This is a genomic window from Asticcacaulis sp. (assembly GCF_051954415.1).
In the GTDB taxonomy this organism is placed as follows: domain Bacteria; phylum Pseudomonadota; class Alphaproteobacteria; order Caulobacterales; family Caulobacteraceae; genus Asticcacaulis.
The window spans coordinates 91,618-114,428 of record NZ_JBQCHT010000012.1; the positions used below are offsets into that span (position 1 = coordinate 91,618).

Sequence of the window (22,811 nt, forward strand, 5' to 3'; positions counted from 1 at the left end):
TATCATCCGGCTGTTCGTGTGAATGGAAGGCTTTTGGCCCCCGCTTCGGCTTATAAATTGACACCGGTGTCATCGGATCACGCAAGATCCGCATAACGTCGATGATCAACAACTAGGCATAGAAATTTTAGGCTGACAAGCCCTGCGGCGGCAAAGAATGACACCGGTGGCATTAAAAATCACCGTTCTGTCAAAACTGCGATAATTTTGCCATAGTTGAGTTCATGCTTTTCGGAAGAGGTTATGGTTTGGTGGTCAAACGCACCCCTTCGGAGAGCGCCATCATCAGTGCCCCGACGCCCTTGGGATCGTTGGGCGTGATCTTTTCCGACAGGTAATAGGCGTAAGAGCCGTCCCGATAGGGCGTATTGCCGAGCCCCGCCACGCCGCAGATGCCTTCGAGCGCGGAAGGCGTGACGAAACGATCGCAGATCATCCGCAGGGCCGAAAGTCCCTCGGCGGCGGTTTCCGCGACCCTCAGCCGCTCAGCCTTCATCAGGGCATAGGCGATCATCAGCGAGGCCGATGCCTCCTCATAATTGCCTACGCGTCCGCCCTGGTCGGCGACCTGATACCACAGGCCGCCGGGTTTGCGCACACGCCGCAGGGCATCGAGGCTCTCCTTCAGCAGGCGGGCGATGTCGTCATGGCCGTCAAGGCCCTCCGCCGCTTCGCAGACATCGGCCAGGGCCATCACCCACCAGCCCATAGCACGGCTCCAGACGCAGGGCGAACGGCCGGTATCCGGATCGGCCCAGCGTTCGGCGCGCGATTCGTCCCAGCCGTGATGATAGAGGCCGCTTTCACCTTTCAGATGGGCTTCGACGGCGAGGAACTGGCGGATCGTATCAGCGAACAGGTCCGGCTTGCCAGTGGCCCGCGCATAGGCGGTCTGGAACGGCTGGGCCATGTAAAGACCATCCAGCCAGACCTGCCACGGATAGATCTGCTTGTGCCAGTAATTGCCGGATTGTGTGCGCGGATGGGTCAGCAACTGGGAAAACTGCCGGTCCATGGCGCGGCGGTAACGGTCGTCACCGGTCAGGGCATAGAGGCGGGGCAGGATGCGGCCGGCGTGGATATTATCGATATTGTATTCATCCGAATCAAAGGTCGTCATGACGCCTTCCGGGGTGATGCGGTGTTCGGCTTCGGTGCGGACGAAATCGAGCAGGGCGGCATCATTGGTGGCTTCATACAGATCAAGCGCACCCAGCCAGATCATGCCGTCCTCGTAATTCCAGGCCGCCTTGTAGGGCTTCCAGCTTCGGATATAGCCCTCGACAAAGACGGGCACCTGCGCGCCGAAGGCCGACAGAACGTGGATCGTGCCATTAGCCAACTGGAAGGCGCGTTGCAGCGGCGCACGCGTGACGTCTTCGGGAATTTTCGGGATAACGATCACGATACAGACTCCAGGGTGAGGATTTCGCCGTCCTGGCCTTCGATATCGATATGATCGAGGCGGACATGACGGGCATTGCGGATATGAATTCCCTGACAGGCGACGGCGGGGATGGACGCGGCCATATCCGGCGCTTCCGGTGTGACATCGGGGGCATAGCGCACGGAAAAGTCGTCGATAGTGATGCCGTCGATCGGCTGTTCGGGCAGGCCGAGTAGCCAGGCCGCCGCCAACCGGACGCCGGTGCAGCGGATGCGCGTCAGCGTAAAGTCGCCGAGCGAGGGCGTGCCGTCATCGACGGGCAGGGGATTTGTATTGCCAACATAGTCGCTCTTGCCATCGGGATCGCACCAGTAGAAACTGTTGATGACAAAGGGCGTGCCGACGTTCTCCATGCGGATATTGTCGAAGGCGATATTGCGCACAATCGCGTCCTGGCCGCGGCCACGCCGGGTCTTGATGCGCAGGCCGCGATCGGTGCCGGTAAACAGGCAGTCGCGGACCCGGACATCGTAAACGCCGGACGCCATTTCCGAGCCGATGACCACGGCGCCGTGGCCGTCCTGCATATGGCAGTTGGAAATGGTCACGTCGCGCGTCGGGCGCAGGGCCTGTTTCGCCATACTGAGCTTGCCAGACTTCAGCGCGATGCAGTCATCGCCGACCGTAAAGTGAACGCCGGTTATAGTCACACCGGTGCAGCTTTCGGGATTAACGCCGTCGGTATTGGGGCTGTCGGCGGGAGCGGCGATCGACAGATTGACGGCGCGGACATCGGCGCAGTGCAGGGGATGCAGGGTCCATGACGGGCTGCCAGTCAACGTGACGCCTTCGAAGACCAGGTCACGGCTGTCGACGGCATAGATCAGGCGGGGCCGCCAGGCGCAAGCCGCGCCGCCGGGGTGAGCGCCGCGCTCCGGTCGCTTCTCGTAAGCGATCCGATCAGGCGCCCACCAGGTATCGAAACCGGCGCGACCGTCGATCGTGCCTTCGCCGTAAATCATGACATCTTCCGCCGACAGGATATTCAGCAGGCCGGCATGGCAGGCGAGCTGTTCGCCTTCCCATGAACCGAGAAAGACCGGTGCGCCGCCAAGACCGGGCAGGGTGGCCGGCAGTACGGGCCAGGCAGCGATTTCACGCAGGCCGAGGAGGCTTGCGCCAGCCGCCACTTCCAGCCGGGTATGGCTTTTCAGGAACAGCGGGCCGGAGACGAAATCGCCATCGGCCAGCCGCACCAGACCGCCTGGCGGACAGGCGGACAGAGCGGCCTGCAGGGCGCGGGTGTCGTCGCTTATGCCGTCGCCCTTCGCGCCGAAAGCGCGCGGATCGAGAATAGCTGTGAGCGGCGGGGTGTGCGCCGTCAGACTATGGGTCTGGCCGCCGCTTTCCACCTCGACATGGTAGGCCGTATCGCTTTTCAGGTCGCGCAGGGTGAAGCTGTTGCGGTCGGTCGCGGGAGCCTCGACGCCATCCACCTGGACGTGATGCGGCGCGGGGCTGCGATAGCATTGGCCATTGGACATTTCCAAAGCCAACGCGGTCGGCAGGGCGGCGATGACGGAAAGCGTCATCGGATCACGCGCGCCAGTATGGCGTTGATGTCGTCATAAAGTCGCGCGCTTGCCGTCTCTTCGTCGATGACACCATAGCCCTGCATTTCCAGGATATCCTGGAAACCGTCACGCACGCGCGGATGCTCGAACCACGGGCTTTCCAGCACGGTAATCGGCAGCCGTGCCAGTTCGGCCTCGCTGTCGAGTTTCAGGCCGGTCATCATGCCGTCGTCGGTCAGGGTGCGGCGGGCAATGGCCGAGGACGGTACGCCCCGGCTCAGGCCCATGGCACGTACCCCGACCGGATCGTTCATCAGGAAGTTGAGCAGCAGGGCGGTCTCCTGCGGATGCGCCGTCTGGCGGTTGATAGCGAACATCATGGCCGGGCGATAAAGCAGGCCGGCATCCGTGGCGCCGGGGATGAGCGGATAGGAGGCCAGTTCGACATGCTCGCCGGGCCTGAGCGTATCGGTGAACTTGTCGATCGACGAGTTCCACAGATAGCAGCCGGCGAACTGGCCGTTGATCCACGGTCGCATTTCCTGCTGGGCCACATTGCCGAAGGCGGCGCGGACGCGGGCCGCCGGCAGGGAATGGTTGCGCGTCAGCCCGGCATAGAGCCGCGCCATTTCGGCCATATCCTCACGCGTGCAGTTGAGTCGCTTATGAACGTCATCGACCAGCGGCCTGCCAGTTTTCTGCACGATACGCGACCGCGCCATGGCGATGAAATCCTGGAAGGTGCCGTCGATCGGGTAGTAGGCATCGCCCAGGGCCTCCCGCATCTTCGGGCCAGCCGCCAGCAGACTGTCCCAGGAATCCGGCAGGGCCAGGCGCGCCTTGTCATAGGTGGTGCGGTTGAAATAGAATAGCCGCGCCGCATTGCCGACCGACAGGGCATTGCGGTGGCCATTGCGCTCCCCCATGCCGAGGGTGCGGGCGTCATACTGTGAAAAATCGATCTCTTTCGACAGGCGGTTTAGGTCGTAAAATCCGCGGCCATCACGCGAAAACAGCACCTGCCAGTACCAGTTGATCTGCATCAGGTCCGGCGCGGTGTGGCCCGCGATCTGGGTTGTCAGGCGTTCCAGGTGGCCAAGGAAGCCGGTATACTCGCCACGCACTTCGATATGCGGGTAGCGCTGCATGAAGAGATGCAGGGCCTCCAGCGTCGCCTTGTGCGCCGAGGCCCCGCCCCACCAGCTCATGCGCAGGGTGACCTGACGCTGTAGGCCGGGCGCAGTGCGCGGAGAACAGGCGGCTAAGGCGCCCATACCGGCTAAAGCAGTGCGGCGGGTGAATGACGTGCTCATCCTTTCACCGCTCCCGAGGTCACGCCCTCGACGAAGTATTTCTGCGCCACGAAGAACAGGATCAGCGATGGCGCCAGCGCGATGACGGACATGGCCAAAATCTCGTTCCATGAGGTCGCTTCGGTGACGTCAATCGACATCTTGAGCGCCAGCGCCACCGGATATTTCTCGACGCTCGACAGGTAGATCAGCGGCTGCAGGAAGTCGTTCATGCTCCACATGAACTGGAACAGGGCCACCGAAATGATCGCCGGCAGGATCACCGGACAGACGATCAGGGTCAGCACCTGGAACGAGTTGCAGCCGTCCATGACCGCGGCCTCCTCCATATCGACCGGCAGGCTGCGCATGAACTGGATGATCAGGAAGACGAAGAAACCTTCGACCGCAAAAGCCTGGGGGATATAGAGCGGCAGATAGGTATCGAGCCAGCCGAATTCACGGAACATCAGATACTGGGGGATCAGCAGGACCGACTTGGGCAGCAGCACGGTGGCCATTAAAAGCGCGAACAGCAGCTTGCGGCCGGGAATGGCGAAGCGTGCGAACCCGTAGGCAACGATCACCGACGAAATAACCGTCAGGATTACCTTGGGAATGACGATCTTCATAGTGTTCAGCAGATAGGTGGTGAAGGTATATTCGGTCGAGGTTTTCCAGCCCTTCGTGAAGCCGTCCGTCGTCGGATGCGCCGGAATGAAGCCGGGCGAGGCGAAAATTTCATGATTGTTCTTGAAGGCCCCGCCGATCATCCAGAACAGCGGATACAGCATCAGGAAGCCGATGCCGATCAGCAGTCCGTAACGGATAAAGGCGTTTATCAGGGGCAGGTAGCGGCGCCAGCCCTGGCGGGTTGCGTTCTGCATCAGTGCCCTCCTTTATTGTCGCGTTCCTGGGCATAGAAAACCCAGAAGCGTTGCGACCAGAAAGCCAGGGCCGTAAACAGGGCGATGATGACGAACAGCACCCATGACAGCGCCGAGGAATAGCCGAGATTGAAGTATTTGAAGGCTTCCTCATAGATCATCAGCGGCAGGAGGTAGGTCGATTTCATCGGCCCGCCGCCAGTGATGATGTAGGGGCCGTTGAATTCCTGGAACGCCTGGACGATCTGCATGATGAAGTTGAAGAACAGTACCGGCGTCAGCAGCGGCAGGGTGATCATCCAGAACTGGCGCAGGCGGGAGGCGCCATCGAGATCGGCGGCTTCGTACAGGTCTTCGGGAATGGCCTTCAGCCCGGCGAGAAAGACCACCATGGCCGAGCCGAACTGCCACAGGCGCAAAAGGATGATCGAAAACATGGCGGTCGAGGGTTCACCCAGCCAGTTGATTCCGCCGAAGCCCGCGCCATGCAGAAACTGATTCACCAGGCCGTCGCTGGCGAAGACGAAACGCCAGACCACGGCAATGGCCACGCTGCCGCCCAGAATCGACGGAAGGTAAAAGGCGGTGCGGAACAGGCCGATGCCACGCAGCTTGAAATTGAGCACCACGGCGATCAGCAGGGCAAAGGCCAGTTTCAGCGGCACGGTAACAAAGACATAGAAGAAGGTAACGCCCAGCGACTTGCGGAAGGTGGCGTCCGCCCACATGCCGGCATAGTTGTGCCAGCCGATGAAATGGGCATCGCCAAGTTGATCCTGCAACCGCGCATCCGTCAGGCTGAGTATAAAAGAAGCGACGAACGGGAAGGCAGTGAACAGCAGAAAGCCGATGGCAAAGGGCGCAATATAGAGCGACCCCGCGCGGCGGCTGGCATAGATGGAGGCGCCGGACATCAGGAGGCCGCCTTTGCATCCGGCGCATGGCCGAGCGCCAGGCCATCAGCGCTGAAAAGGTGGGCGCGCTGGCCGTCGATGGCCAGATGCACCTCGTCATGCACGCGCAATTCGGCCTCGCCGTCCAGCCGGACGATGATTGGCGGCGCCTCGAAGCCTTTCAGGGCGACATAGGCGAAGGTTTCGCCGCCCAGCCGTTCGATGAGGTTGACATAACCCGATAGCTGGCCCTGACCGGCCGTGGTGAGCGACAGGCTTTCCGGGCGCAGGCCGAGGCTGGCTTCCGCGCCGGAGACGACGCGGGCATTGACGCGCGGCAGGGTGATCGGCCCCTGCGCCGTGTTGATGGTCACTTGATCACGTTCCGCGCCGGCGAGTGTCACCGGCAGGATATTCATGCCGGGCGAGCCGATGAAGGTGGCGACGAAGAGGTTGGCCGGTCGGCGGTAAAGCTCCATCGGCGGGCCGGCCTGTTCGATGCGGCCGCCATTGAGCACCACGATCTTGTCGGCCAGGGTCATGGCCTCGACCTGATCGTGCGTCACATAGACCGAGGTAGCGCCCAGGCGCGCGTGCAGGCCGGCGATTTCCACCCGCATCTGGCCGCGCAGGGAGGCATCGAGATTGGACAGGGGTTCATCGAACAGGAAAACGTCGGGTTCGCGTACCATGGCGCGACCAATGGCAACGCGCTGCCTTTGACCGCCAGACAACGCCTTGGGCAGGCGGTGGAGCAGGTGGCCCAGTTGCAGGGTTTCGGCGACGGCCCGGACCTTGAGCTTTATTTCGGCGCGCGGCATCCCCTTGATGCGCAGGGCGAAACCGATATTGTCCTCGACCGTCATGTGCGGGTACAGGGCGTAGGACTGGAAGACCATCGCCACGCCGCGTTTTGACGGATGGGCGTAGGTGACGTTCTCGCCGGCGATATCGATACGCCCGCTGGTGGGTGTCTCCAGGCCGGCGATCAGGCGCAACAGGGTGGATTTTCCGCAGCCCGAAGGGCCGACGAAGACGACCAGTTCACCCTTCTTGACCTCCAGCGAGACGCCCTTGATGACATCATGGCCGCTGAACGACTTGGTGACCTGGTCCAGGATGACGCTGGACGTATTCACTTATTCCCCGTTTGCTTTTTGTTGCGTGATCCGGCCTTTTGGCCCCCTGGTGATGGGTGATCGGTTGAAATGGAGCCTATAGGAAACCGGTGTCATTTTCAATCGCTATCGTTTTATCGGACCGATTTTATATTTCCATGCCATGCCGTTGGCTGATTTCTAGCTTGCGAAAATTGCCGCCTGGCTTGCTAATCTATGGTGCAATAATACCCAGCCGCGATGTGGGTATTTCACCGCTTGACTGGGTGGAGGCCGGCCGGTGATCGCAATCAGCCCTTAAGCAGCCCTAGGGCTTCGGCCGCGCTCAGCAGCCGCCATTTGCCGGGTTTAAGGTCACCTAGCGTCAGATCGCCCATTTGCGCGCGGTGCAGGGCCTCGACATGGTTGCCGACGGCCGCGAACATGCGCCGCACCTGGTGATAGCGGCCTTCATAAAGCGTCAGGCGGGCGATCTTTTCGCCGGTCACTTCCAGAAAGGCCGGTTTCAGCGCATCCTTTTCGCTTTCCAGGATCAGCGTGCCGGAAGCGAAGATATCGCCATAGTGCGGTTCCAGCGGCCGGGCGCAGGTCACCTCGTATATCTTGGCGACATGGTTCTTCGGCGAGATGATTTTATGCAGATATTCGCCGTCATCGGTGAACAGCAGCAGGCCGGAGGTATCGGAATCGAGCCGGCCAATGGTGGACAGCACCGGCTTGCGTTCTGAAAAGCGGCTGGGAAGCAGTTCATAGACCAGATTGCCGCGATCCTTGAGCGAACAGACATAGCCGGTCGGCTTGTTGAGCATCAGCACCATGCCGAAATCGGGATCGAGCGGCCGGCTCTTGTAGCGGATATCGTCGTGCGCCGTGTCGGCATCCTCATCGAGCCGTTCGCCCACGGCATTGGTGATCGCGCCCATGCGGATCAGCTTTTGCATCTCCTTGCGCGAGCCGTAACCCAGATTGGCCAGTCGCCTGATCAGCTTCATCGTGTCACTTTCGGGCCGACCGCCTTGAAGACCTTGTAGAAATTCGTCTGCGCCACGACCGTGACATGCTTGAAGCTGGCTTCCAGCGTTTCCTCATAGGGCAGGTGGCGATTGGCGACGATCCACAACTGGCCGCCGGAGGTCAGAGCCTTCGCCGCCGAGGTGATGAACGCCTTGCCGACATCGTGGCGATCGGCACGATCCGAGACATGAAACGGCGGATTGCTGATGATGGCGTCATAGGTATCGGGCAGGGCTTTGGTGGCGTCGAGCCAATGCACGGTGGCGCGATCACCATGCGTCGCCAGGTTCAGATTCGCCATCTCGACGGCGCGGCCCTCGGCCTCGATGGCGTCCAGATGGGTAGTGCCGGGGTTTTGTGTCAGCACCTCATCACTGAGATAGCCGAAACCGGCGCCAAGATCGGCGACCTTGCCCTTGAAAGTCCTGGGCAGGTGATCGGCCAGCAGTTTCGAGCCGGCGTCGATATGATCCCAGGCGAAGAGGCCGGGCCGGCTGGTGAAGCGGCCCTCCACTATGTCGCGCGGCGCATCCAGTTTCAGCCATTCGGCCAGCAATGTCGTATCGGTACGGCCATCGACCGTCGCCCAGAAGACGCGGCATTTGTTCTTCGACTGGCTGGAGACATTCCCGGCCAGGGCTTTCAGGTCGCCTTCGATGGTTTTGGCGCCTTCATTATTCGACACCGCCGCCATGACGATGCCGCCCCTGGTGGTTGCCTGAATCGCGCGGGCGAGCAGGGCGCGGCTTTCCTCGCGCTGGCGCGGCGGCAGGACCAGAGTCAGTTCGGCCCAGGCATGGCTCTCGCGCATCTGGAAGCCGGCGCGGATCAGGGCGTCATGGGCCGGCTTGAAGCTCTGTTCACAGATGAGTTTGTCGCGCGATATGTCATCAAGGGCATCCCCCGTTCGGGCGCGCAGGAACAGGGCCGGGCCATTTGCCGGCCAGTCAATTAGGCCGTCTTCAAGCGGCAGGAACAGGGTATCTAGAACGGGATCATTAGGCATGGCGACGCTATCGCACAGAGCAGGCCATATGCCAAGCGCGTCAGGCGGCCCTGGCGTTGAGCCAGCCAATGGCATTGATGGTCTTTTCGAGTTTCTTGCCCTCCTTGGTGAGGGGAATCTCGATCAGGTCGGCAATGCGGTCGTAAAGCTCCTGATAGACCTGCTCGAAGGCGGCGCGACGACCCGCGGCATCCGAGGCTGTCGAGGGGTCCGTAATGTTCCAGTGCGCCGTCAGGGGGCGGCCCGGCAAGGTGACCGGACAGATTTCGCCCACGGCATTGTTGCACAGGCTGATAACCACGTCGATTTTCGGGGCGCCGGGCCGGGTAAACACGCTCCAGTGCTTGACGCGTACGCCCTGGACCGTTTCGAGGTGACGGGCGAGGACTGACAGGGCTTCCGGGCAAGGGGTGCGCTCCGGTTCATCACCGGCGGCAAAGCCGCGATAATCCGGACTGGCGAAGGCATTGAGTATGCCCTTTGCCACCATGGCGCGGCCGGCATTAAAGCTGCACAGGAAGAGGATATTGCGTGTTGGCATATGACTTTTTCTGTACTTCTTTTAAAACGGCCCCTGCCGAAAAGGATATTACAACTGAAAAGCTTAACGGCGCCTCAGAAGACAGGGTTAATAATCCGTTCCCGTCATTTTATCCGGTAAACACGGGCCTCCCACGGGCGCAGGTACGTAGGGGCATCCCTATAGTTGCCGAGACACGGCGTGGTGTCCGGCAGGTCGAAGTCTACGGGCTGGCCGGAAAAATTCAGGACGATCAGAAAGGCGGTCTTGCCGAGTGTACTTTTGAACGCAAAGACCTGCGGATGATCGGGCGCGATATCCTGGTAATCACCATAGACCAGGGCCGGTTCGGCATGACGCAGGGCGATCAGGCGGGCATAGTGGTCATAGATGGCGCGGCCACTTTCGGCATTGATCTCGGTGAAATTCGGGTTGAGCGCGAACCAGGGTTGGCCGGTGGTGAAGCCGCCCTCGGCTGTCCAGGGCAGAGGCATTCGCGCATGGTCGCGGCTGACCTTATTCTGGTTGGCAAAAAAGGCCTCCGCGCTCCATTTGCCGCTGCCCACCTCTTCCTGCCAGGCGTTTTTCGTCCATAGATCGTTGAACTGGTCTATGTCGGTAAAGTTGCGGTTGGTCAGGCCCATCTCATCGCCCTGATAAATAAAAGGCGTGCCCTTCATGGTCAGGGTGAGCGTCGCCAGCAGCATGGCTGATTTTTCGCGCCACTGCGGGCTGTCATCGCCAAAGCGCGAGACGATGCGCGGATTGTCATGATTGCTGAGGAAAAAGGTTGGCCAGCAATGGGTGTCCAGCGCCTGGTCCTGGCGGATAAAAACCGCCTTGAATTCCAGCAGGGTCCATGGCTTCCAGCGGCCATCTGGTCCGCGATCGACCTCCACGGCGGCGAATTGGAAGATCATGTCCAGTTCCTGACGGCGCTCATCGATGAGTTTCGGCGTGTCTTGCAGCGTCACGCCAAAGGCTTCACCGACGGTCATGACATCGTATTGCGACAGCACTTCGCGGTTCATTTCATGCAGATAGTCATGCACATGCGGCCCGTTGGCATAGACATATTGCGGTTTGGCGCGGAGATCTTCCGGCAGGTTCGGGAGGGTTTTATCCTTTGAAATGAAAGGGATGACATCCATGCGGAAACCGTCAACGCCCTTGTCGAGCCAGAAGCGCATAAGGTCATAAACCTCTTTGCGCACGGCTGGATTATCCCAGTTGAGGTCCGGCTGTTTCCGGTCGAACAGATGGAGATACCAGTCCCCGTCTTCTCCCTGCGTCCAGGCGGGGCCGCCGAAGATCGAGGTCCAGTCGTTGGGCTTTTTGTCACTCCAGATATAGTAGTCGCGCTTCGGATTCTCGCGTGACGACCGGCTCTCGACAAACCACTGGTGTTCATCGGACGTATGATTGACCACCAGATCGATGATCAACTTCATGCCGGCCGTTTTGATCGCTGCCAGCAGGTCGTCGAAATCCTGCATGGTGCCAAATTCGGCTCCGACCTTTCGGTAATCGCGGATATCATAGCCATTATCGGCATTGGGGCTGTCAAAATGCGGTGACAACCAGATGACATCGACGCCCAGGCCCTTGATGTGGTCAAGCTTTTCCAGGACGCCGCGAAGGTCGCCGATGCCGTCGCCATTGCTGTCATAAAACGAGCGCGGATAGACCTGATAGACGACGGCTTCCTTCCACCAGCGTTTGATATAGCCGTTTGGAGTGGTTTCTGACATGGGCGGGCTTTCCTTATGCAGCAGTAAGAAGCCCCACCACCACGCCATAAGAATGGCGCGGTCCCCCTCCCCATCAAAGATGGGGAGGTATAAGAAAAGACGACCCTATACCTCCCCGACTTGTCGGGGAGGGGGACCACGAGCGAAGCGAAGTGGTGGTGGGGTTTCTGACTTCAACACACTCTGGCCGCAAAAATCCCCTCTTGCAATGACGGATAAAAATATGCATATAGGCCGCGAGACGGCTGGGCGGAGGCCTCGCCAATCTGGTCAGGGCCGGAAGGCAGCAGCCACAACGAATTCACCTTCGGGTCAGTCGTCTCACCTCGCTTCGCTCGGTTCGTTTCCGCTCAAGCGCCACCATCCTTTAATTTAGAAGAATGGGCTCCTCGCAACGGCTGGGGCGGCTCTTGGCCTGGCCTCAAGCGCCGGATGGCTTTCCTTCTTTGCTGACAATTGCGCCTGTTGAAGAATCGCGCATTGTGATGACGTCTGTGCAAAAAGCCACTATATAGAATTCATGTCCGAACATCCCGACCTTGACGATCCATTTGCCGCCGCGGAAATAGACCTTCCGGAGCGCGATGAGAACACGGACGACATGTTCGGTGGAGCGCCAACACCGGCGCCCGTTGCCGTGGCCAAGCCGATCGAGAAATCCGAAGCCTACACGGTCCTGGCGCGCAAATATCGCCCGCGCACCTTCGAGGATCTGATCGGCCAGGAGGCCATGGTCCGCACCCTGACCAACGCCTTCTCGGCAGGCCGGATCGCCCATGCCTTCATGCTGACCGGCGTGCGCGGCGTCGGCAAGACCACGACGGCCCGCCTGCTGGCGCGCGCGCTCAACTATGAGAGCGACACCGTCCATCAGCCGAGCGTCGATCTGTCGGTCATGGGCGTCCATTGTCAGGCTATCATCGAAGGCCGCCATATCGACGTGCTCGAACTCGATGCCGCCTCGCGCACCGGTGTCGATGCCATGCGCGACCTGCTCGAATCCGTGCGCTATGCCCCGGTCGAGGCGCGCTACAAGGTCTACGTCATCGATGAAGTCCACATGCTCTCCACCGGCGCCTTCAATGCCCTGCTGAAGACGCTGGAAGAGCCGCCGCCCCACGCCAAGTTCATCTTCGCCACGACTGAAATCCGCAAGGTGCCGGTCACCATCCTGTCGCGCTGCCAGCGTTTCGACCTGCGCCGTGTCGAGCCGGAAACCCTGACCCCGCATCTGGAAAAGATCTGCGCCCTCGAAGGCGTCAAGATCGAGCCCGATGCCGTGGCCCTGATCGCCCGCGCCGCCGAAGGCTCCGTGCGCGACGGCCTCAGCCTGCTCGATCAGGCCCTGGTGCAGAGCGAAGCCGGCGAGACGACCAGCGCCGAAGTGGTGCGCGATATGCTGGGCCTGGCCGATCGTTCGGCGACTCTGGGTCTCTTTGAAAACATCATTTCCGGCCAGATGAGCGAGGCCCTGCTGGCTTTCCGCACGCTCTATGGTTTCGGTGCCGATCCGTCGCAGATCATGGGCGACATGCTGGAATATGCCCACGCCACCTCGGTCGCCAAGATCCTCGGCGCCGATGCCACGCGCCTGCCCAAGGCGCAGGCCATGCGCGTCACGGCGCTGGGCTCGCAGCTTTCAGCCGGCACGCTCAGCCGCCTGTGGACATTGATGCTGAAGGCGTTCGAGGAGTTGCGCCGGGCACCGGATGCCTGTGCTGCCTTTGAAATGGCGCTGGTGCGGCTGTGTTATGCCGCCGACCTGCCGGGACCGGAGCTTCTGATGAAGCGCCTGCAAAGCGGCGAACCCCTTGTGCTGAATGGGCCCGGCGGCCTTCCCACGCATGGCGGTGGCGGCGGAAGTGGTGCGACCGCTGTTCAGATGCGTCCCGTTCAGCAGGCCCTGCCCAGTCCGCAGACCTTCGAGGAGGTGCTGAAGCTGATTTCTGACAAGCGCGATATCGGCCTGCGTGTTGATGTCGAGCGCTTCGTCCGTCTGGTCGCTTTCCGGCCCGGCGCCATCACCTTTGAGCCCGCGCCCAATGCGCCGGGGGATCTGGTGCGCAAACTTTCACTGAAACTGCGTGAATGGACCGGGCAGCGCTGGCTGATCGCCACCGAAGGTACGGGCGGCGCGGAATCGATCATGGAACGCGACAACCGCGAACGTGACGCGGCGAAAGCGCGTTTGCAGGCCAATCCCTTTGTCTCCAAGGTTCTGGAGACCTTCCCCGGCGCCGAAATCACCGCTGTGCGCGCCAAGCCGAAACCCGTGGTGAACACCATCGAGCCCGTCGTGCCCGAAGATGAACGCCCAGACATCGATAAGGAAAATGACTGATGGATTTTGCCGCCATGATGAAGCAGGCGCAACTGGTGCAGCAAAAGCTGCATGAAGCGCAGGCGAAAATGAGCGAAAGCACCGTGCAGGGGTCCGCCGGCGCAGGACTTGTAAAAATGGAATTGAAGGGCTCCGGCGATATGTCGGCGCTCACCATCGACGAAAGCCTGGTGACGCCGGGCGAAGGCGAGGTGCTGGCCGATCTGATCCGCGCCGCCCATGCCGATGCCCGCCGTCATCTCGATGCCCTGAATTCGCAGGTCATGGCCGAAGCCGCCAAGGATCTGGGGCCCGGCGGCGGTTTGCCCAATATGCCGAAGTTCTTCTGATAAATGGACAAAGCGCCAATCCCTTCTTATACCTCCCCGACTTGTCGGGGAGGGGGACCAAAGCGCTCTTGCGCTTTGGTGGTGGGGTTTCTTGCTTTCTTTGAGTGCGTCTAATGGTCTCCGGCGCCGGTCCTGAAATCGAACGCCTGACGGCCCTGTTGTCCAAGCTGCCGGGGCTTGGGCCGCGTTCGGCCAGGCGGGCGTCGCTTGCCCTGCTAAAGCGCAAGGATCAGCTTCTGATTCCCTTAACGCGCGCTATGCAGGACGCCGCCGACAGGGTCGAAACCTGTCGCATCTGCGGGCGGCTTTCGACACAGAATCCCTGTCCGACCTGTACCGATCCGGCGCGCGACCAGACCATGATCTGTGTAGTGGAGGAAGACAGCGCCCTTTGGGCCATGGAACGTGTCGGGGCCTTTACCGGCACCTATCATGTGCTGGGCGGGCTGCTCTCGGCGCTCGATGGTATCCGGCCGGAAGATCTGCGGCTGGATGGTTTGGTTCAGCGTGTGCGCTCAGGCCGCGTGCGCGAGATTATCATGGCCCTGCCGGCGACCGTCGAGGGCCAGACCACGGCGCACTATATCGCCGACCGCCTGAAATCATTCGATAATCAGGTGGAAATCACTTTCCTGGCGCGCGGTGTCCCGGTCGGCGGTGAGTTGGATTGGCTGGACGACAACACCATCGCCCATGCTTTAAAAAGCCGGCGTTAGGTCGCAGCCAGAGCAGCTTTTTGTTCACGGTTCTTCATCAGAAGATAAACGATCACGCAGCCAACCAGTTTGCTGAGGATCGAGGCACCGATGGCCCAGATATTGAATATGCCGGGTTTGGCTGCGGAGGCCATCAAGTAGAAAACAGTCGTATCAATTGGTGATCCTATTGCAGCAGAAATAAAGACGCGCTTTGAAAGTGGTAGCTTTAGGAAGGTAAACAGTGCCCAGTCTACGGTTTCTGAGATGGCAAAGGCAACAGCACTAGCGGTTGCGATTTCCGAAGGAGACGTAAAATAAGAGGCGGAAATGCCGACGATCAGCGGAATAAATATCCAATGGCCTACTTCGCGTTGAGCAAAATCTCGTACCACTAGAACCAGTCCCGTGACGATCGCCATTGGTGTCCATTCGCCGTGATCGGGCAGGGGGACGGTTGGGACGGCGCCCCAACACCAGTTGATGAACGGGATCAGGAACAGATAGAGATAGGTCCAGGGCGCGCGGCCGGTAAAAGCTTTTCTGGCGGCCGCTTTGGCGTCGATCATATGTGCCCCTTCCATTGATTGCGCGAACTGTAGCAGTGAAATAGAACTTGCCAAGTTCGTTTCGGGAAGTTAGGAACATAGCATGAACATGTCAATGCTGAGTTTGCTGGCCGTTTTGCTCGTTGCCGCGGTTTTTGCCGGGGCATGGTTTTTGTCGCTGGCAGAGGCGAAGCGCCTGCGTGCGCGCAACGAAGACCTGGCCGACCGGCTGACCGATGTGATGGCCGAGCTTTCGGCGGCGAAGGAGCGGGCGCGCAACCTCGAAGACGCGAAAGCTGCCATGAGCGAGCAGTTCCAGTTGGTGTCGCACCAGGCCATGCAGGCGTCATCGGATTCATTGCTGAAGCGGGCCGAGGAATCCTTTGTGGCGCGGGAAAAGCTGGCGCTGGAGCGGATGAATTCGAGCCTCAAGCCGGTATCCGAAACCCTGACGCGTTTCGAAGCCCAGGTGAAGGCCATGGAAGAGGCGCGCTCGAAGAACAGCGGGGAACTGGAACAGCAGATCAAGCATCTGTTGAATGCCTCTGACCAGACGCGTGAAGTGACGCAGAAACTGGCCAACTCCCTTCGACGCGGCGCCGGCGTGCAGGGGCGCTGGGGCGAGGAGACCCTGCGCAATGTTCTGCAGGCCGCCGGCCTGACACGGTTCGATTTTATCGAGCAGCAAAATCTCGATACCGACGAAGGCCGCCGCCGTCCGGATGTGGTGGTGCGGATGCCGGGTGATAAATCGAACGGCGTGTTCGTCATCGATTCCAAGGTGAATCTCACCGCCTTTCTCGATTCGATGGATGCGCTCGATGACGAGGCGCGCGAAGCCGCCCTGCAGCGTCATACGCAGGGCTTGCGTGCCCATGTCCGCGATCTCGCCGGCAAGGCGTATTGGGACCAGTTCAAGGATCAGTCGCCCGATTTCGTCGCCCTGTTCATTCCGGGCGACGGCTTCCTGGCGGCGGCGCTCGACCGGATGCCGCAACTGATGAACGAGGCCATGGACAAGAAGGTCATCATTGTCACGCCCACCACCCTGTTCGCCCTGTGCAAGGCGGTGGCCTATGGCTGGCGGGTCGAGGACCAGATGAAGAATGCCTCGCATATCGCCGATCTGGGACGCGAACTCTATAAGCGCCTGTCGGTCATGGGCGGTCATGTCTCCGATGTGGGGACAGCGCTGGGGCGTGCGGTTGACAAGTACAATGCCTTTGTCGGTTCGCTCGATAGCCAGGTCCTGACCCAGGCGAAGAAGTTCGAAGAGTTGCAGGTTGAGCACCAGGGCAAGCCGGTGCCCGAACTGCCACCGGTCGAAGCCCAGCCGCGCGCTTCTAACAAGTTGAAACTATTGGAATCGACAGAGGGTGATGCGGCCAAACTTGATTTTTAAAGCGCCCGCGATTACATCACCCTTATGGCTATACGTGAAATCATTACAGTTCCGAACCCGCTTCTGAAGCAGGTGTCCAAGCCCGTCGACAAGGTGGATGACGCCTTGCGCGAGCTGATGGATGACATGCTGGAGACCATGTACGACGCGCCGGGCATCGGCCTGGCCGCTATCCAGATCGGTGAACCGGTCCGGGTGATCGTCATGGATCTGCAGGAAAAGCCGGAAGGCGCGGCGGACGATGCCGAGCCGGTTAAAAATCCGCGCTATTTCGTCAATCCGGAGATCATCTGGAAGTCGGAAGACACCCTGCCTTATGAAGAGGGCTGCCTGAGCATCCCCGAAATCTATGACGAGGTGCAGCGTCCGGCGCATGTGAAGATTCGTTATCTGAACTATCAGGGCGAGCAGGTCGAGGAAGAGGCCAAGGGCCTTTTCGCCGTCTGTATCCAGCACGAGATGGACCATCTTGAAGGCGTTCTGTTTATCGATCACCTGTCGAAACTCAAGCGGGACAGAGCTGTTACCAAGGTGAAGAAATTGACTCGCGCGGCATAAGGCTTGCCCCCAAAGTCAATTGAGCTTAGACCTCGCCGCATTACGATACGACGAGGTTTTTCTTTATGCGTCTGGCTTTCATGGGTACGCCCGAATTTGCGGTAAAAGCCCTGGCCGAACTGGTGGCCAGCGGTCATGAGATCGTTTGTGTCTACAGTCAGCCGCCGGCGCCGAAAGGACGTGGTCAGGTGCTGAGCCCGTCGCCAGTGCATAGCTTCGCCCAGAGCCTGGGCATCGAGGTCCGTACCCCGAAATCGATGAAGGCGTCCGATGCCATTGCCGAATTCCAGGCCCTGGATATCGATGCCTGCATCGTCGTCGCCTATGGCCAGATATTGAAAAAGGAAGTGCTCGATCACCCGCCTCTCGGCTGCTTCAATCTCCATGCGTCGCTGCTGCCGCGCTGGCGCGGGGCCGCTCCGATCCAGCGCGCCATCATGGCAGGCGATACCCATACCGGTGTCGAGGTCATGCGCATGAGCGAAGGTCTGGATGAAGGCGCGATCATCCTGACCGGCCGTGAGGAAATCACCGCTGAAGATACGGCCCAGACCCTGCATGACAAGCTGGCAACGCTGGGTGCTTCGCTTTTGCCGGTCGCCCTGGCGGCTATCGAACGCGGCGGCGCGGCCGGCCAGGAACAGGTCGGCGAACCCACCTACGCCAAAAAAATCACCTCCGAAGAGGCGCGCATCGACTGGAACCGCCCGGCACGCGATCTCGATTTCCATATCCGTGGCCTGTCGCCTTTCCCCGGCGCGTGGTGCCTGCTCCAAACACCTAAGGGCGAGCAGCGCCTGAAAGTGCTGATGTCGCGGCTAACCGACGAAGCCACCGGCGAAACACCAGGGACGCGCCTTATTGGCGGATTGAAAATCGCCACCGGCGGCGGCGTTATCGAACTTCTGCGCGTTCAGCGCGAAGGCAAGGCGGCGCAGGATGCGGCTGATTTCCTCAATGGCGCGGCGCTTGAACCCGGCGATATACTGCTCTGATGCCACGCTATAAATGTCTCGTTGAATATGATGGCCGGCCGTTCAACGGCTTCCAGGCGCAGGGCGACCAACCCAGCGTACAGACAGCGCTTGAGGAAGCCATCTTCAAATTCAGCGGACAGCGCCTGCGTCTGATCGTGGCCGGCCGCACCGATACCGGCGTCCATGCCACCGGCCAGGTGGTAACCTTCGATCTCGAAAAGGACTTCCCGGCCAAGGTCGTGCGCGACGCCATGAATGCCTACCTGATGCCGAAACCGGTCTCGGTGCTGGCGGCGGAAAAATGCGACGATGACTTTTCCGCGCGCTTTTCCGCCACCGGCCGGATGTACCTCTATCGCATCCTCAACCGTGAAGCCCCGCCGGCGATCGACCAGGGGCGCGTCTGGCATGTCAAGAAGCCGATCGACGTCGCGGCCATGTCCGGGGCGGCAAAGGCCCTGATCGGTCATCATGATTTCACGACCTTCCGCTTTATCGGCTGCCAGGCGAAGTCACCGATGCGCACGCTCGATATCGCGCGGGTAAAGCGGATCGGTGAGGAGATCCATTGCGTGTTCGCGGCGCGGTCTTTCCTGCATCGCCAGGTACGCTCCATGGTCGGCACCCTGGTCGATATCGGCACCGGGCGTTATCCGGTCAGCTATATGGCGGACGCTCTGAAGGCGGCGGATCGGGCGATCTGCGGTCAGGTGGCCCCGGCGCACGGCCTCTATCTGACCCACGTCACCTATGAAGAAGAGCCGAACTTCGAGAAATACGCCTCGATCAAGGCCGAATAGGCATCGGTCAGGGCTTCGAGATCGGCCACCGAAACGCACTCGTTGATCTGGTGCATGGTCTGGCCGACCAGCCCGAATTCGACGACCGGACACAGGTCGCGGATAAAGCGGGCATCTGATGTGCCGCCGGTCGTCGAACGGTCGGTCTCAAGGCCCAGCTTCGCCTGGATCACATCGGCGATCAGATCGACGAACGGCCCCGCCTCAGTCAGGAAAGCTTCACCGGAAATGGCGGTCTGCACCTCGATTTTCGCGCCTGACCGCGCCGCATGTTCCGCCGCCAGCGATTCGAACCAGGCTTGCAGTTCCGCGCCGGTATGGGCCGGATTAAAGCGGATATTGATGCGGGCGCGGGCGTCCTGCGGGATGATATTTGAGGTCGCGTTGCCGGTATCGATCGTGGTGATTTCCAAATTCGAGGGTTGAAAATCGGCATAGCCGTCATCCAATACCCGGCCTTTCAACGCGCTGAGCAGATCGACCAGAACGGGCAGGGGATTCAAGGCGCGCTGCGGGTAGGCGACATGACCCTGCTTGCCGCTGACTGTGAAGGTGGCGTTGACCGAACCGCGCCGCCCCACCTTGATCATGTCGCCCAGTTGCGCCGAGGACGACGGCTCACCGACAATGCAGTGATCGATGACCTCGCCGCGCTCTTTCAGCCACGGCACCACGCGCACCGTGCCGTCCTTCGCCACGCCTTCCTCGTCGCCGGTGATCAGGAAGGAGAGCGATCCTGCCTGATCTGCGCAACGAGAGACCGCCGCAATCCAGGCGGCGATCCCGCCCTTCATATCAACCGCGCCGCGGCCGATCACCGCGCCGTCATGGATTTCGGCGCCGAAGGGATCATAGCGCCACAGGTTACGCGTGCCGACCGGCACGACATCGGTGTGGCCAGCGAAGCAGAGATTGGGCGAGGCCGTGCCGCGGCGGGCATAAAGGTTCTCGATCTCGCCGAATTTCAGCCGGTGACAGGTGAAGCCCAGATCCTCCAGCGTGCGCTGCACCGTATCCATGGCGCCGGCATCGGCGGGGGTAACGGAGGGCCGTGAAATCAGCGCCTGAGTCAGCGCGACAACGTCGAGATTTTTAGATGCATTTGCCATGCCCTTGCTCTAAGACCCTTTGTTGACCGGGGGAAGACTCAAATTCGAGTCGTGTCTGCATTTCTGAAGGCTTTACAGTGACTGCGCCTGCCGAACCGCCCGCCATCGACCTGCCGCCGCTTGAGGAAGACAATCGGCATCCGCTGCAAATTCCCGATTTTCGTGCCTTCTGGACTTCGCGGCTGGCCGGCGTGCTCGGCACCTCGGCCCAGAGTGCAGCCATTGCCTGGCAGGTGTATGAAATCGCCCGGCGCACGCAAGGGGTGGCGGAATCGGCGCTTTATGTCGGGCTGATCGGTCTGGCGCAGTTCATCACCCTGTTTGCCTTTACCCTGCCGGCCGGGATCGTGGCCGACCGGCATGACCGCAAGAAGATTGTCGGCGTGGTGTTGTTCGCGCAGTTGCTGCTGTCCCTGGCCTTCTTCGCCTATTCCTTTATCCCGCATCCGCCCTTCTGGGGCCTGTTTGCCCTGAGCGCCGTTCTGGGCGCCTGCCGCGCCTTCAGCGCGCCGGCCAGTTCGGCCATAGGGCCCATGCTGGTGCCGAAACACATCCTGCCCAAGGCGATCGCCGTCAATTCAATGGCCTTCCAGACCGGGCTGATCGTCGGGCCGGCCCTGGGCGGGGTTCTGGTCGGGTTTTCGCCGCGCTTCGCCTATGGCTTTTGCGCCGGTCTTTGCCTGATCGCCGCCCTTCTGATCCTGACCATCAAGACGCCGACGGCGCCGGATGCCCCGTCCGGCTCCAAGATGACCATGCTGAAGGAAGGCATGGCCTATATCTGGTCGAACAAGGTTATCCTCGGCGCCATTTCGCTCGATCTGTTCGCCGTTCTGCTCGGCGGCGCGGTGGCCCTGATGCCGATCTATGTCAGGGATATCCTGCACGCCGGCCCGCAGACGTTCGGCCTTCTGCGCGCCTCGCCGGCGATCGGCGCCATCATCACCTCGTTTATCCTGTCGTGGTCGCCGATCCGCCGCCATGCCGGGCCGTGGATGTTCGGCGGCGTGGCCATTTTCGGCATCTCGACCATAGTCTTCGGCCTCTCTGAAATGATCTGGGTGTCGATCGCGGCCATGATCGTACTGGGCGCGGCCGATATGATCAGCGTCTATGTCCGCGGCACCCTGGTGCAGATCGTCACGCCCAACCATATGCGCGGCCGCGTCGCTTCGGTCTCCTACCTGTTTATCGGCGCGTCGAATGAACTGGGCGAATTCGAGACCGGCGTCATGGCCCGCCTGATGGGACCGGTCAATGCGGCGCTGTTCGGTGGCATCGGCTCGCTGATCGTCACCGGGAGCTGGATCAAGCTCTTCCCGGCGCTCTGGAAGGCCGATCGCCTGGAATAGTTTATTCTGCCGCGGCAATACTGGAGTTATAGGCGTAGGTTTTCCAGTCCGGCGTATAAGAGTCATCTGCCTGGTTGCCCCAGACAGTCCAGTTTTTACGCTCCCCGCGAGCAAAAAGCTCCAGATAAGGGCCGGGTGAGCAGGCTTCTATCAAATCGTACTGTTCATCGGGCTTGCGGCTATGTTCGCGTTTACGGGTTTGGATCATATTGACTTGCGGGCCGAGTTATTCAGGCAACGCTTATAATGGCCACGACTCATAAACGTAAGATATCCATTATCTCGAAGAATCTGTACTTTCTGCCGAATCTTTTCTTTGATATGGCTGTTGTCTGGGTGTCTTTCGCTCAAATATTTTTCGTAGCTATATAGCTCTTCAAGAGAAAAATTACTTTTACCGATGTGATCTATGCAACTCATTACGTCCAAAAGCCAATTTTTTGAGGTGCCTGCTTTTTGTTCGGCTAAAAATCGTGTCGAATTCCAGTTTTCAATGACATCTTTATAGTTGATTATTTGGTTGTTTTTTACATAGTGAATGCGACCTGCATCCGGTACTAAGCCAATCAGTATATTGCAACCAATCCATCCTGCTCTTCGAGCGGAAAGGGATAGTGGTTTTCGTTTCTCTATGATATTGGGAGTAAAAAAATACTTTGGGATAACAAAAAAATTTTCTACTCCCCAATCCGATTTGCGATATTGCAATACAAATAGGTTGGGATTTGTGTCGCTTTCCAAACGATTTGTGAGTGTAAAGTATGCGCCGTTTACAATCTTAGGGCCAATTTTACCATTTTTACTTTTTAACTCAAATTCTTCAATGCAACATAAGCAAGTGAAGTCACAAGCTTTCTTGTTGTTGCTTTCAGATTTTAGCTTGTTGCCGCAACTGGGGCAAAACATAGCCTCAGCTACCCACGCTTCAGTTTTTAAACGTGCGATTTGGGTTGAACTGGAGTAGCGGGATATATCAATTTCGGTAAGATAATAAGACATGCTGTCAAATTCATGAGAAACATATGCTAGTTATGCGATAGTACGATAATTGGAGATATTGCTATGCGTGTTAAATATATATGTCGCTTCTGTCACTCGGAAAATATCCTTAAAGATGCTTACGCCCAATGGGACACAAAAGCCCAACAATGGGTGCTGCACTGCGTATACGATTACACAATATGCGATGAATGCGGCGCAGAAAGCTGCGAGGAGATAGCTGTATAAGACTCAAATATGCAGAAATTTATTCTATCAT

The 22,811-nt window shown here is 59.7% G+C and carries 22 protein-coding genes and 1 other RNA gene; 9 read left to right on the top strand and 14 right to left on the bottom strand.

Features of this window, described 5'->3' with window-relative positions; translation table 11 throughout:
* Positions 1 to 241: 241 nt before the first annotated feature.
* The 10 genes from ACTHND_RS04205 to ACTHND_RS04250 form a co-directional block, all read right to left on the bottom strand.
* Positions 242 to 1,405: a glycoside hydrolase family 88/105 protein gene (locus ACTHND_RS04205; RefSeq protein ID WP_440176072.1), complete on the bottom strand. Its 1,164-nt coding sequence runs from the start codon at positions 1,403 to 1,405 to the stop codon at positions 242 to 244.
* Positions 1,402 to 2,979: a glycoside hydrolase family 28 protein gene (locus tag ACTHND_RS04210; protein WP_440176074.1), complete on the bottom strand. Its 1,578-nt coding sequence runs from the start codon at positions 2,977 to 2,979 to the stop codon at positions 1,402 to 1,404. The genes ACTHND_RS04205 and ACTHND_RS04210 overlap by 4 nt, the downstream gene beginning before the upstream one ends.
* Positions 2,976 to 4,274, bottom strand: a complete 1,299-nt coding sequence (locus tag ACTHND_RS04215) for an ABC transporter substrate-binding protein (RefSeq protein WP_440176076.1) — start codon at positions 4,272 to 4,274, stop codon at positions 2,976 to 2,978. The genes ACTHND_RS04210 and ACTHND_RS04215 overlap by 4 nt, the downstream gene beginning before the upstream one ends.
* Positions 4,271 to 5,140 (bottom strand): carbohydrate ABC transporter permease, encoded by an 870-nt coding sequence (locus ACTHND_RS04220; protein ID WP_440176077.1) that lies wholly within the window; start codon positions 5,138 to 5,140, stop codon positions 4,271 to 4,273. The genes ACTHND_RS04215 and ACTHND_RS04220 overlap by 4 nt, the downstream gene beginning before the upstream one ends.
* Complete coding sequence (locus ACTHND_RS04225; RefSeq protein ID WP_440176079.1) at positions 5,140 to 6,054, bottom strand: carbohydrate ABC transporter permease; 915 nt, start codon at positions 6,052 to 6,054, stop codon at positions 5,140 to 5,142. The genes ACTHND_RS04220 and ACTHND_RS04225 overlap by 1 nt, the downstream gene beginning before the upstream one ends.
* Complete coding sequence (locus ACTHND_RS04230; RefSeq protein WP_440176081.1) at positions 6,054 to 7,172, bottom strand: ABC transporter ATP-binding protein; 1,119 nt, start codon at positions 7,170 to 7,172, stop codon at positions 6,054 to 6,056. The genes ACTHND_RS04225 and ACTHND_RS04230 overlap by 1 nt, the downstream gene beginning before the upstream one ends.
* 269 nt (positions 7,173 to 7,441) lie before the next feature.
* Positions 7,442 to 8,143 (bottom strand): pseudouridine synthase, encoded by a 702-nt coding sequence (locus tag ACTHND_RS04235; protein ID WP_440176082.1) that lies wholly within the window; start codon positions 8,141 to 8,143, stop codon positions 7,442 to 7,444.
* Positions 8,140 to 9,171 carry a class I SAM-dependent methyltransferase gene (locus tag ACTHND_RS04240; protein ID WP_440176083.1) on the bottom strand — a complete coding sequence of 344 codons (1,032 nt, stop codon included), beginning with the start codon at positions 9,169 to 9,171 and terminating at the stop codon, positions 8,140 to 8,142. The genes ACTHND_RS04235 and ACTHND_RS04240 overlap by 4 nt, the downstream gene beginning before the upstream one ends.
* 40 nt (positions 9,172 to 9,211) lie before the next feature.
* Positions 9,212 to 9,712, bottom strand: a complete 501-nt coding sequence (locus ACTHND_RS04245) for an arsenate reductase/protein-tyrosine-phosphatase family protein (RefSeq protein ID WP_440176084.1) — start codon at positions 9,710 to 9,712, stop codon at positions 9,212 to 9,214.
* A gap of 104 nt (positions 9,713 to 9,816) precedes the next feature.
* Positions 9,817 to 11,442, bottom strand: a complete 1,626-nt coding sequence (locus ACTHND_RS04250) for an alpha-amylase family glycosyl hydrolase (protein WP_440176085.1) — start codon at positions 11,440 to 11,442, stop codon at positions 9,817 to 9,819.
* A 235-nt stretch (positions 11,443 to 11,677) separates the two neighbouring features.
* Between ACTHND_RS04250 and ffs the strand changes: the two genes are divergently transcribed.
* From ffs to recR, 4 genes are all read left to right on the top strand, one after another.
* Positions 11,678 to 11,771: signal recognition particle sRNA small type (gene ffs, locus ACTHND_RS04255), an RNA gene on the top strand.
* Between the two features lie 191 nt (positions 11,772 to 11,962).
* Complete coding sequence (locus ACTHND_RS04260) at positions 11,963 to 13,783, top strand: DNA polymerase III subunit gamma/tau (protein ID WP_440176087.1); 1,821 nt, start codon at positions 11,963 to 11,965, stop codon at positions 13,781 to 13,783.
* Positions 13,780 to 14,112 carry a YbaB/EbfC family nucleoid-associated protein gene (locus tag ACTHND_RS04265; RefSeq protein ID WP_440176291.1) on the top strand — a complete coding sequence of 111 codons (333 nt, stop codon included), beginning with the start codon at positions 13,780 to 13,782 and terminating at the stop codon, positions 14,110 to 14,112. Before ACTHND_RS04260 ends, ACTHND_RS04265 begins: the two co-directional genes overlap by 4 nt.
* Before the next feature lie 113 nt (positions 14,113 to 14,225).
* Positions 14,226 to 14,828 carry a recombination mediator RecR gene (gene recR / locus ACTHND_RS04270; RefSeq protein WP_440176088.1) on the top strand — a complete coding sequence of 201 codons (603 nt, stop codon included), beginning with the start codon at positions 14,226 to 14,228 and terminating at the stop codon, positions 14,826 to 14,828.
* On the opposite strand, the gene ACTHND_RS04275 is transcribed toward recR, so the two are convergent.
* The gene (locus ACTHND_RS04275; RefSeq protein WP_440176090.1) at positions 14,825 to 15,376 is read right to left on the bottom strand and encodes a VUT family protein; all 552 of its coding nucleotides are present in this window, start codon (positions 15,374 to 15,376) and stop codon (positions 14,825 to 14,827) included. The two genes, recR and ACTHND_RS04275, sit on opposite strands and share 4 nt — an antisense overlap.
* An 82-nt stretch (positions 15,377 to 15,458) precedes the next feature.
* Between ACTHND_RS04275 and rmuC the strand changes: the two genes are divergently transcribed.
* The 4 genes from rmuC (at position 15,459) to truA (ending at position 19,092) form a co-directional block, all read left to right on the top strand.
* Positions 15,459 to 16,757: a DNA recombination protein RmuC gene (rmuC, locus tag ACTHND_RS04280; RefSeq protein WP_440176092.1), complete on the top strand. Its 1,299-nt coding sequence runs from the start codon at positions 15,459 to 15,461 to the stop codon at positions 16,755 to 16,757.
* A gap of 24 nt (positions 16,758 to 16,781) precedes the next feature.
* Positions 16,782 to 17,315, top strand: coding sequence for a peptide deformylase (gene def, locus ACTHND_RS04285; protein ID WP_440176093.1), 534 nt, complete (start codon positions 16,782 to 16,784; stop codon positions 17,313 to 17,315).
* A gap of 65 nt (positions 17,316 to 17,380) precedes the next feature.
* Positions 17,381 to 18,310, top strand: coding sequence for a methionyl-tRNA formyltransferase (gene fmt / locus ACTHND_RS04290; protein ID WP_440176096.1), 930 nt, complete (start codon positions 17,381 to 17,383; stop codon positions 18,308 to 18,310).
* A complete protein-coding gene (gene truA / locus ACTHND_RS04295) occupies positions 18,310 to 19,092 on the top strand; it encodes a tRNA pseudouridine(38-40) synthase TruA (protein ID WP_440176098.1) in 783 nt (260 codons plus the stop codon). The genes fmt and truA overlap by 1 nt, the downstream gene beginning before the upstream one ends.
* On the opposite strand, the gene dapE is transcribed toward truA, so the two are convergent.
* Complete coding sequence (gene dapE, locus ACTHND_RS04300) at positions 19,041 to 20,201, bottom strand: succinyl-diaminopimelate desuccinylase (protein ID WP_440176100.1); 1,161 nt, start codon at positions 20,199 to 20,201, stop codon at positions 19,041 to 19,043. The genes truA and dapE overlap by 52 nt on opposite strands.
* Before the next feature lie 77 nt (positions 20,202 to 20,278).
* Between dapE and ACTHND_RS04305 the strand changes: the two genes are divergently transcribed.
* The gene (locus ACTHND_RS04305; RefSeq protein WP_440176101.1) at positions 20,279 to 21,553 is read left to right on the top strand and encodes an MFS transporter; all 1,275 of its coding nucleotides are present in this window, start codon (positions 20,279 to 20,281) and stop codon (positions 21,551 to 21,553) included.
* Between the two features lies 1 nt (position 21,554).
* On the opposite strand, the gene ACTHND_RS04310 is transcribed toward ACTHND_RS04305, so the two are convergent.
* The gene (locus ACTHND_RS04310) at positions 21,555 to 21,761 is read right to left on the bottom strand and encodes an MT-A70 family methyltransferase (RefSeq protein ID WP_440176102.1); all 207 of its coding nucleotides are present in this window, start codon (positions 21,759 to 21,761) and stop codon (positions 21,555 to 21,557) included.
* The gene (locus tag ACTHND_RS04315; protein WP_440176104.1) at positions 21,758 to 22,552 is read right to left on the bottom strand and encodes a DpnI domain-containing protein; all 795 of its coding nucleotides are present in this window, start codon (positions 22,550 to 22,552) and stop codon (positions 21,758 to 21,760) included. Before ACTHND_RS04315 ends, ACTHND_RS04310 begins: the two co-directional genes overlap by 4 nt.
* Between the last annotated feature and the right edge of the window lie 259 nt (positions 22,553 to 22,811).

Coding starts and splice junctions, on each gene's coding strand:
- ACTHND_RS04210 (WP_440176074.1), bottom strand. CDS start 2,979: ATGACGCTTTCCGTCATCGCCGCCCTGCCGACCGCGTTGGCTTTGGAA.
- ACTHND_RS04215 (WP_440176076.1), bottom strand. CDS start 4,274: ATGAGCACGTCATTCACCCGCCGCACTGCTTTAGCCGGTATGGGCGCC.
- ACTHND_RS04220 (WP_440176077.1), bottom strand. CDS start 5,140: ATGCAGAACGCAACCCGCCAGGGCTGGCGCCGCTACCTGCCCCTGATA.
- ACTHND_RS04225 (WP_440176079.1), bottom strand. CDS start 6,054: ATGTCCGGCGCCTCCATCTATGCCAGCCGCCGCGCGGGGTCGCTCTAT.
- ACTHND_RS04235 (WP_440176082.1), bottom strand. CDS start 8,143: ATGAAGCTGATCAGGCGACTGGCCAATCTGGGTTACGGCTCGCGCAAG.
- ACTHND_RS04240 (WP_440176083.1), bottom strand. CDS start 9,171: ATGCCTAATGATCCCGTTCTAGATACCCTGTTCCTGCCGCTTGAAGAC.
- ACTHND_RS04245 (WP_440176084.1), bottom strand. CDS start 9,712: ATGCCAACACGCAATATCCTCTTCCTGTGCAGCTTTAATGCCGGCCGC.
- ACTHND_RS04250 (WP_440176085.1), bottom strand. CDS start 11,442: ATGTCAGAAACCACTCCAAACGGCTATATCAAACGCTGGTGGAAGGAA.
- ACTHND_RS04260 (WP_440176087.1), top strand. CDS start 11,963: ATGTCCGAACATCCCGACCTTGACGATCCATTTGCCGCCGCGGAAATA.
- recR (WP_440176088.1), top strand. CDS start 14,226: ATGGTCTCCGGCGCCGGTCCTGAAATCGAACGCCTGACGGCCCTGTTG.
- ACTHND_RS04275 (WP_440176090.1), bottom strand. CDS start 15,376: ATGATCGACGCCAAAGCGGCCGCCAGAAAAGCTTTTACCGGCCGCGCG.
- rmuC (WP_440176092.1), top strand. CDS start 15,459: ATGAACATGTCAATGCTGAGTTTGCTGGCCGTTTTGCTCGTTGCCGCG.
- def (WP_440176093.1), top strand. CDS start 16,782: ATGGCTATACGTGAAATCATTACAGTTCCGAACCCGCTTCTGAAGCAG.
- fmt (WP_440176096.1), top strand. CDS start 17,381: ATGCGTCTGGCTTTCATGGGTACGCCCGAATTTGCGGTAAAAGCCCTG.
- truA (WP_440176098.1), top strand. CDS start 18,310: ATGCCACGCTATAAATGTCTCGTTGAATATGATGGCCGGCCGTTCAAC.
- dapE (WP_440176100.1), bottom strand. CDS start 20,201: ATGGCAAATGCATCTAAAAATCTCGACGTTGTCGCGCTGACTCAGGCG.
- ACTHND_RS04310 (WP_440176102.1), bottom strand. CDS start 21,761: ATGATCCAAACCCGTAAACGCGAACATAGCCGCAAGCCCGATGAACAG.
- ACTHND_RS04315 (WP_440176104.1), bottom strand. CDS start 22,552: ATGTCTTATTATCTTACCGAAATTGATATATCCCGCTACTCCAGTTCA.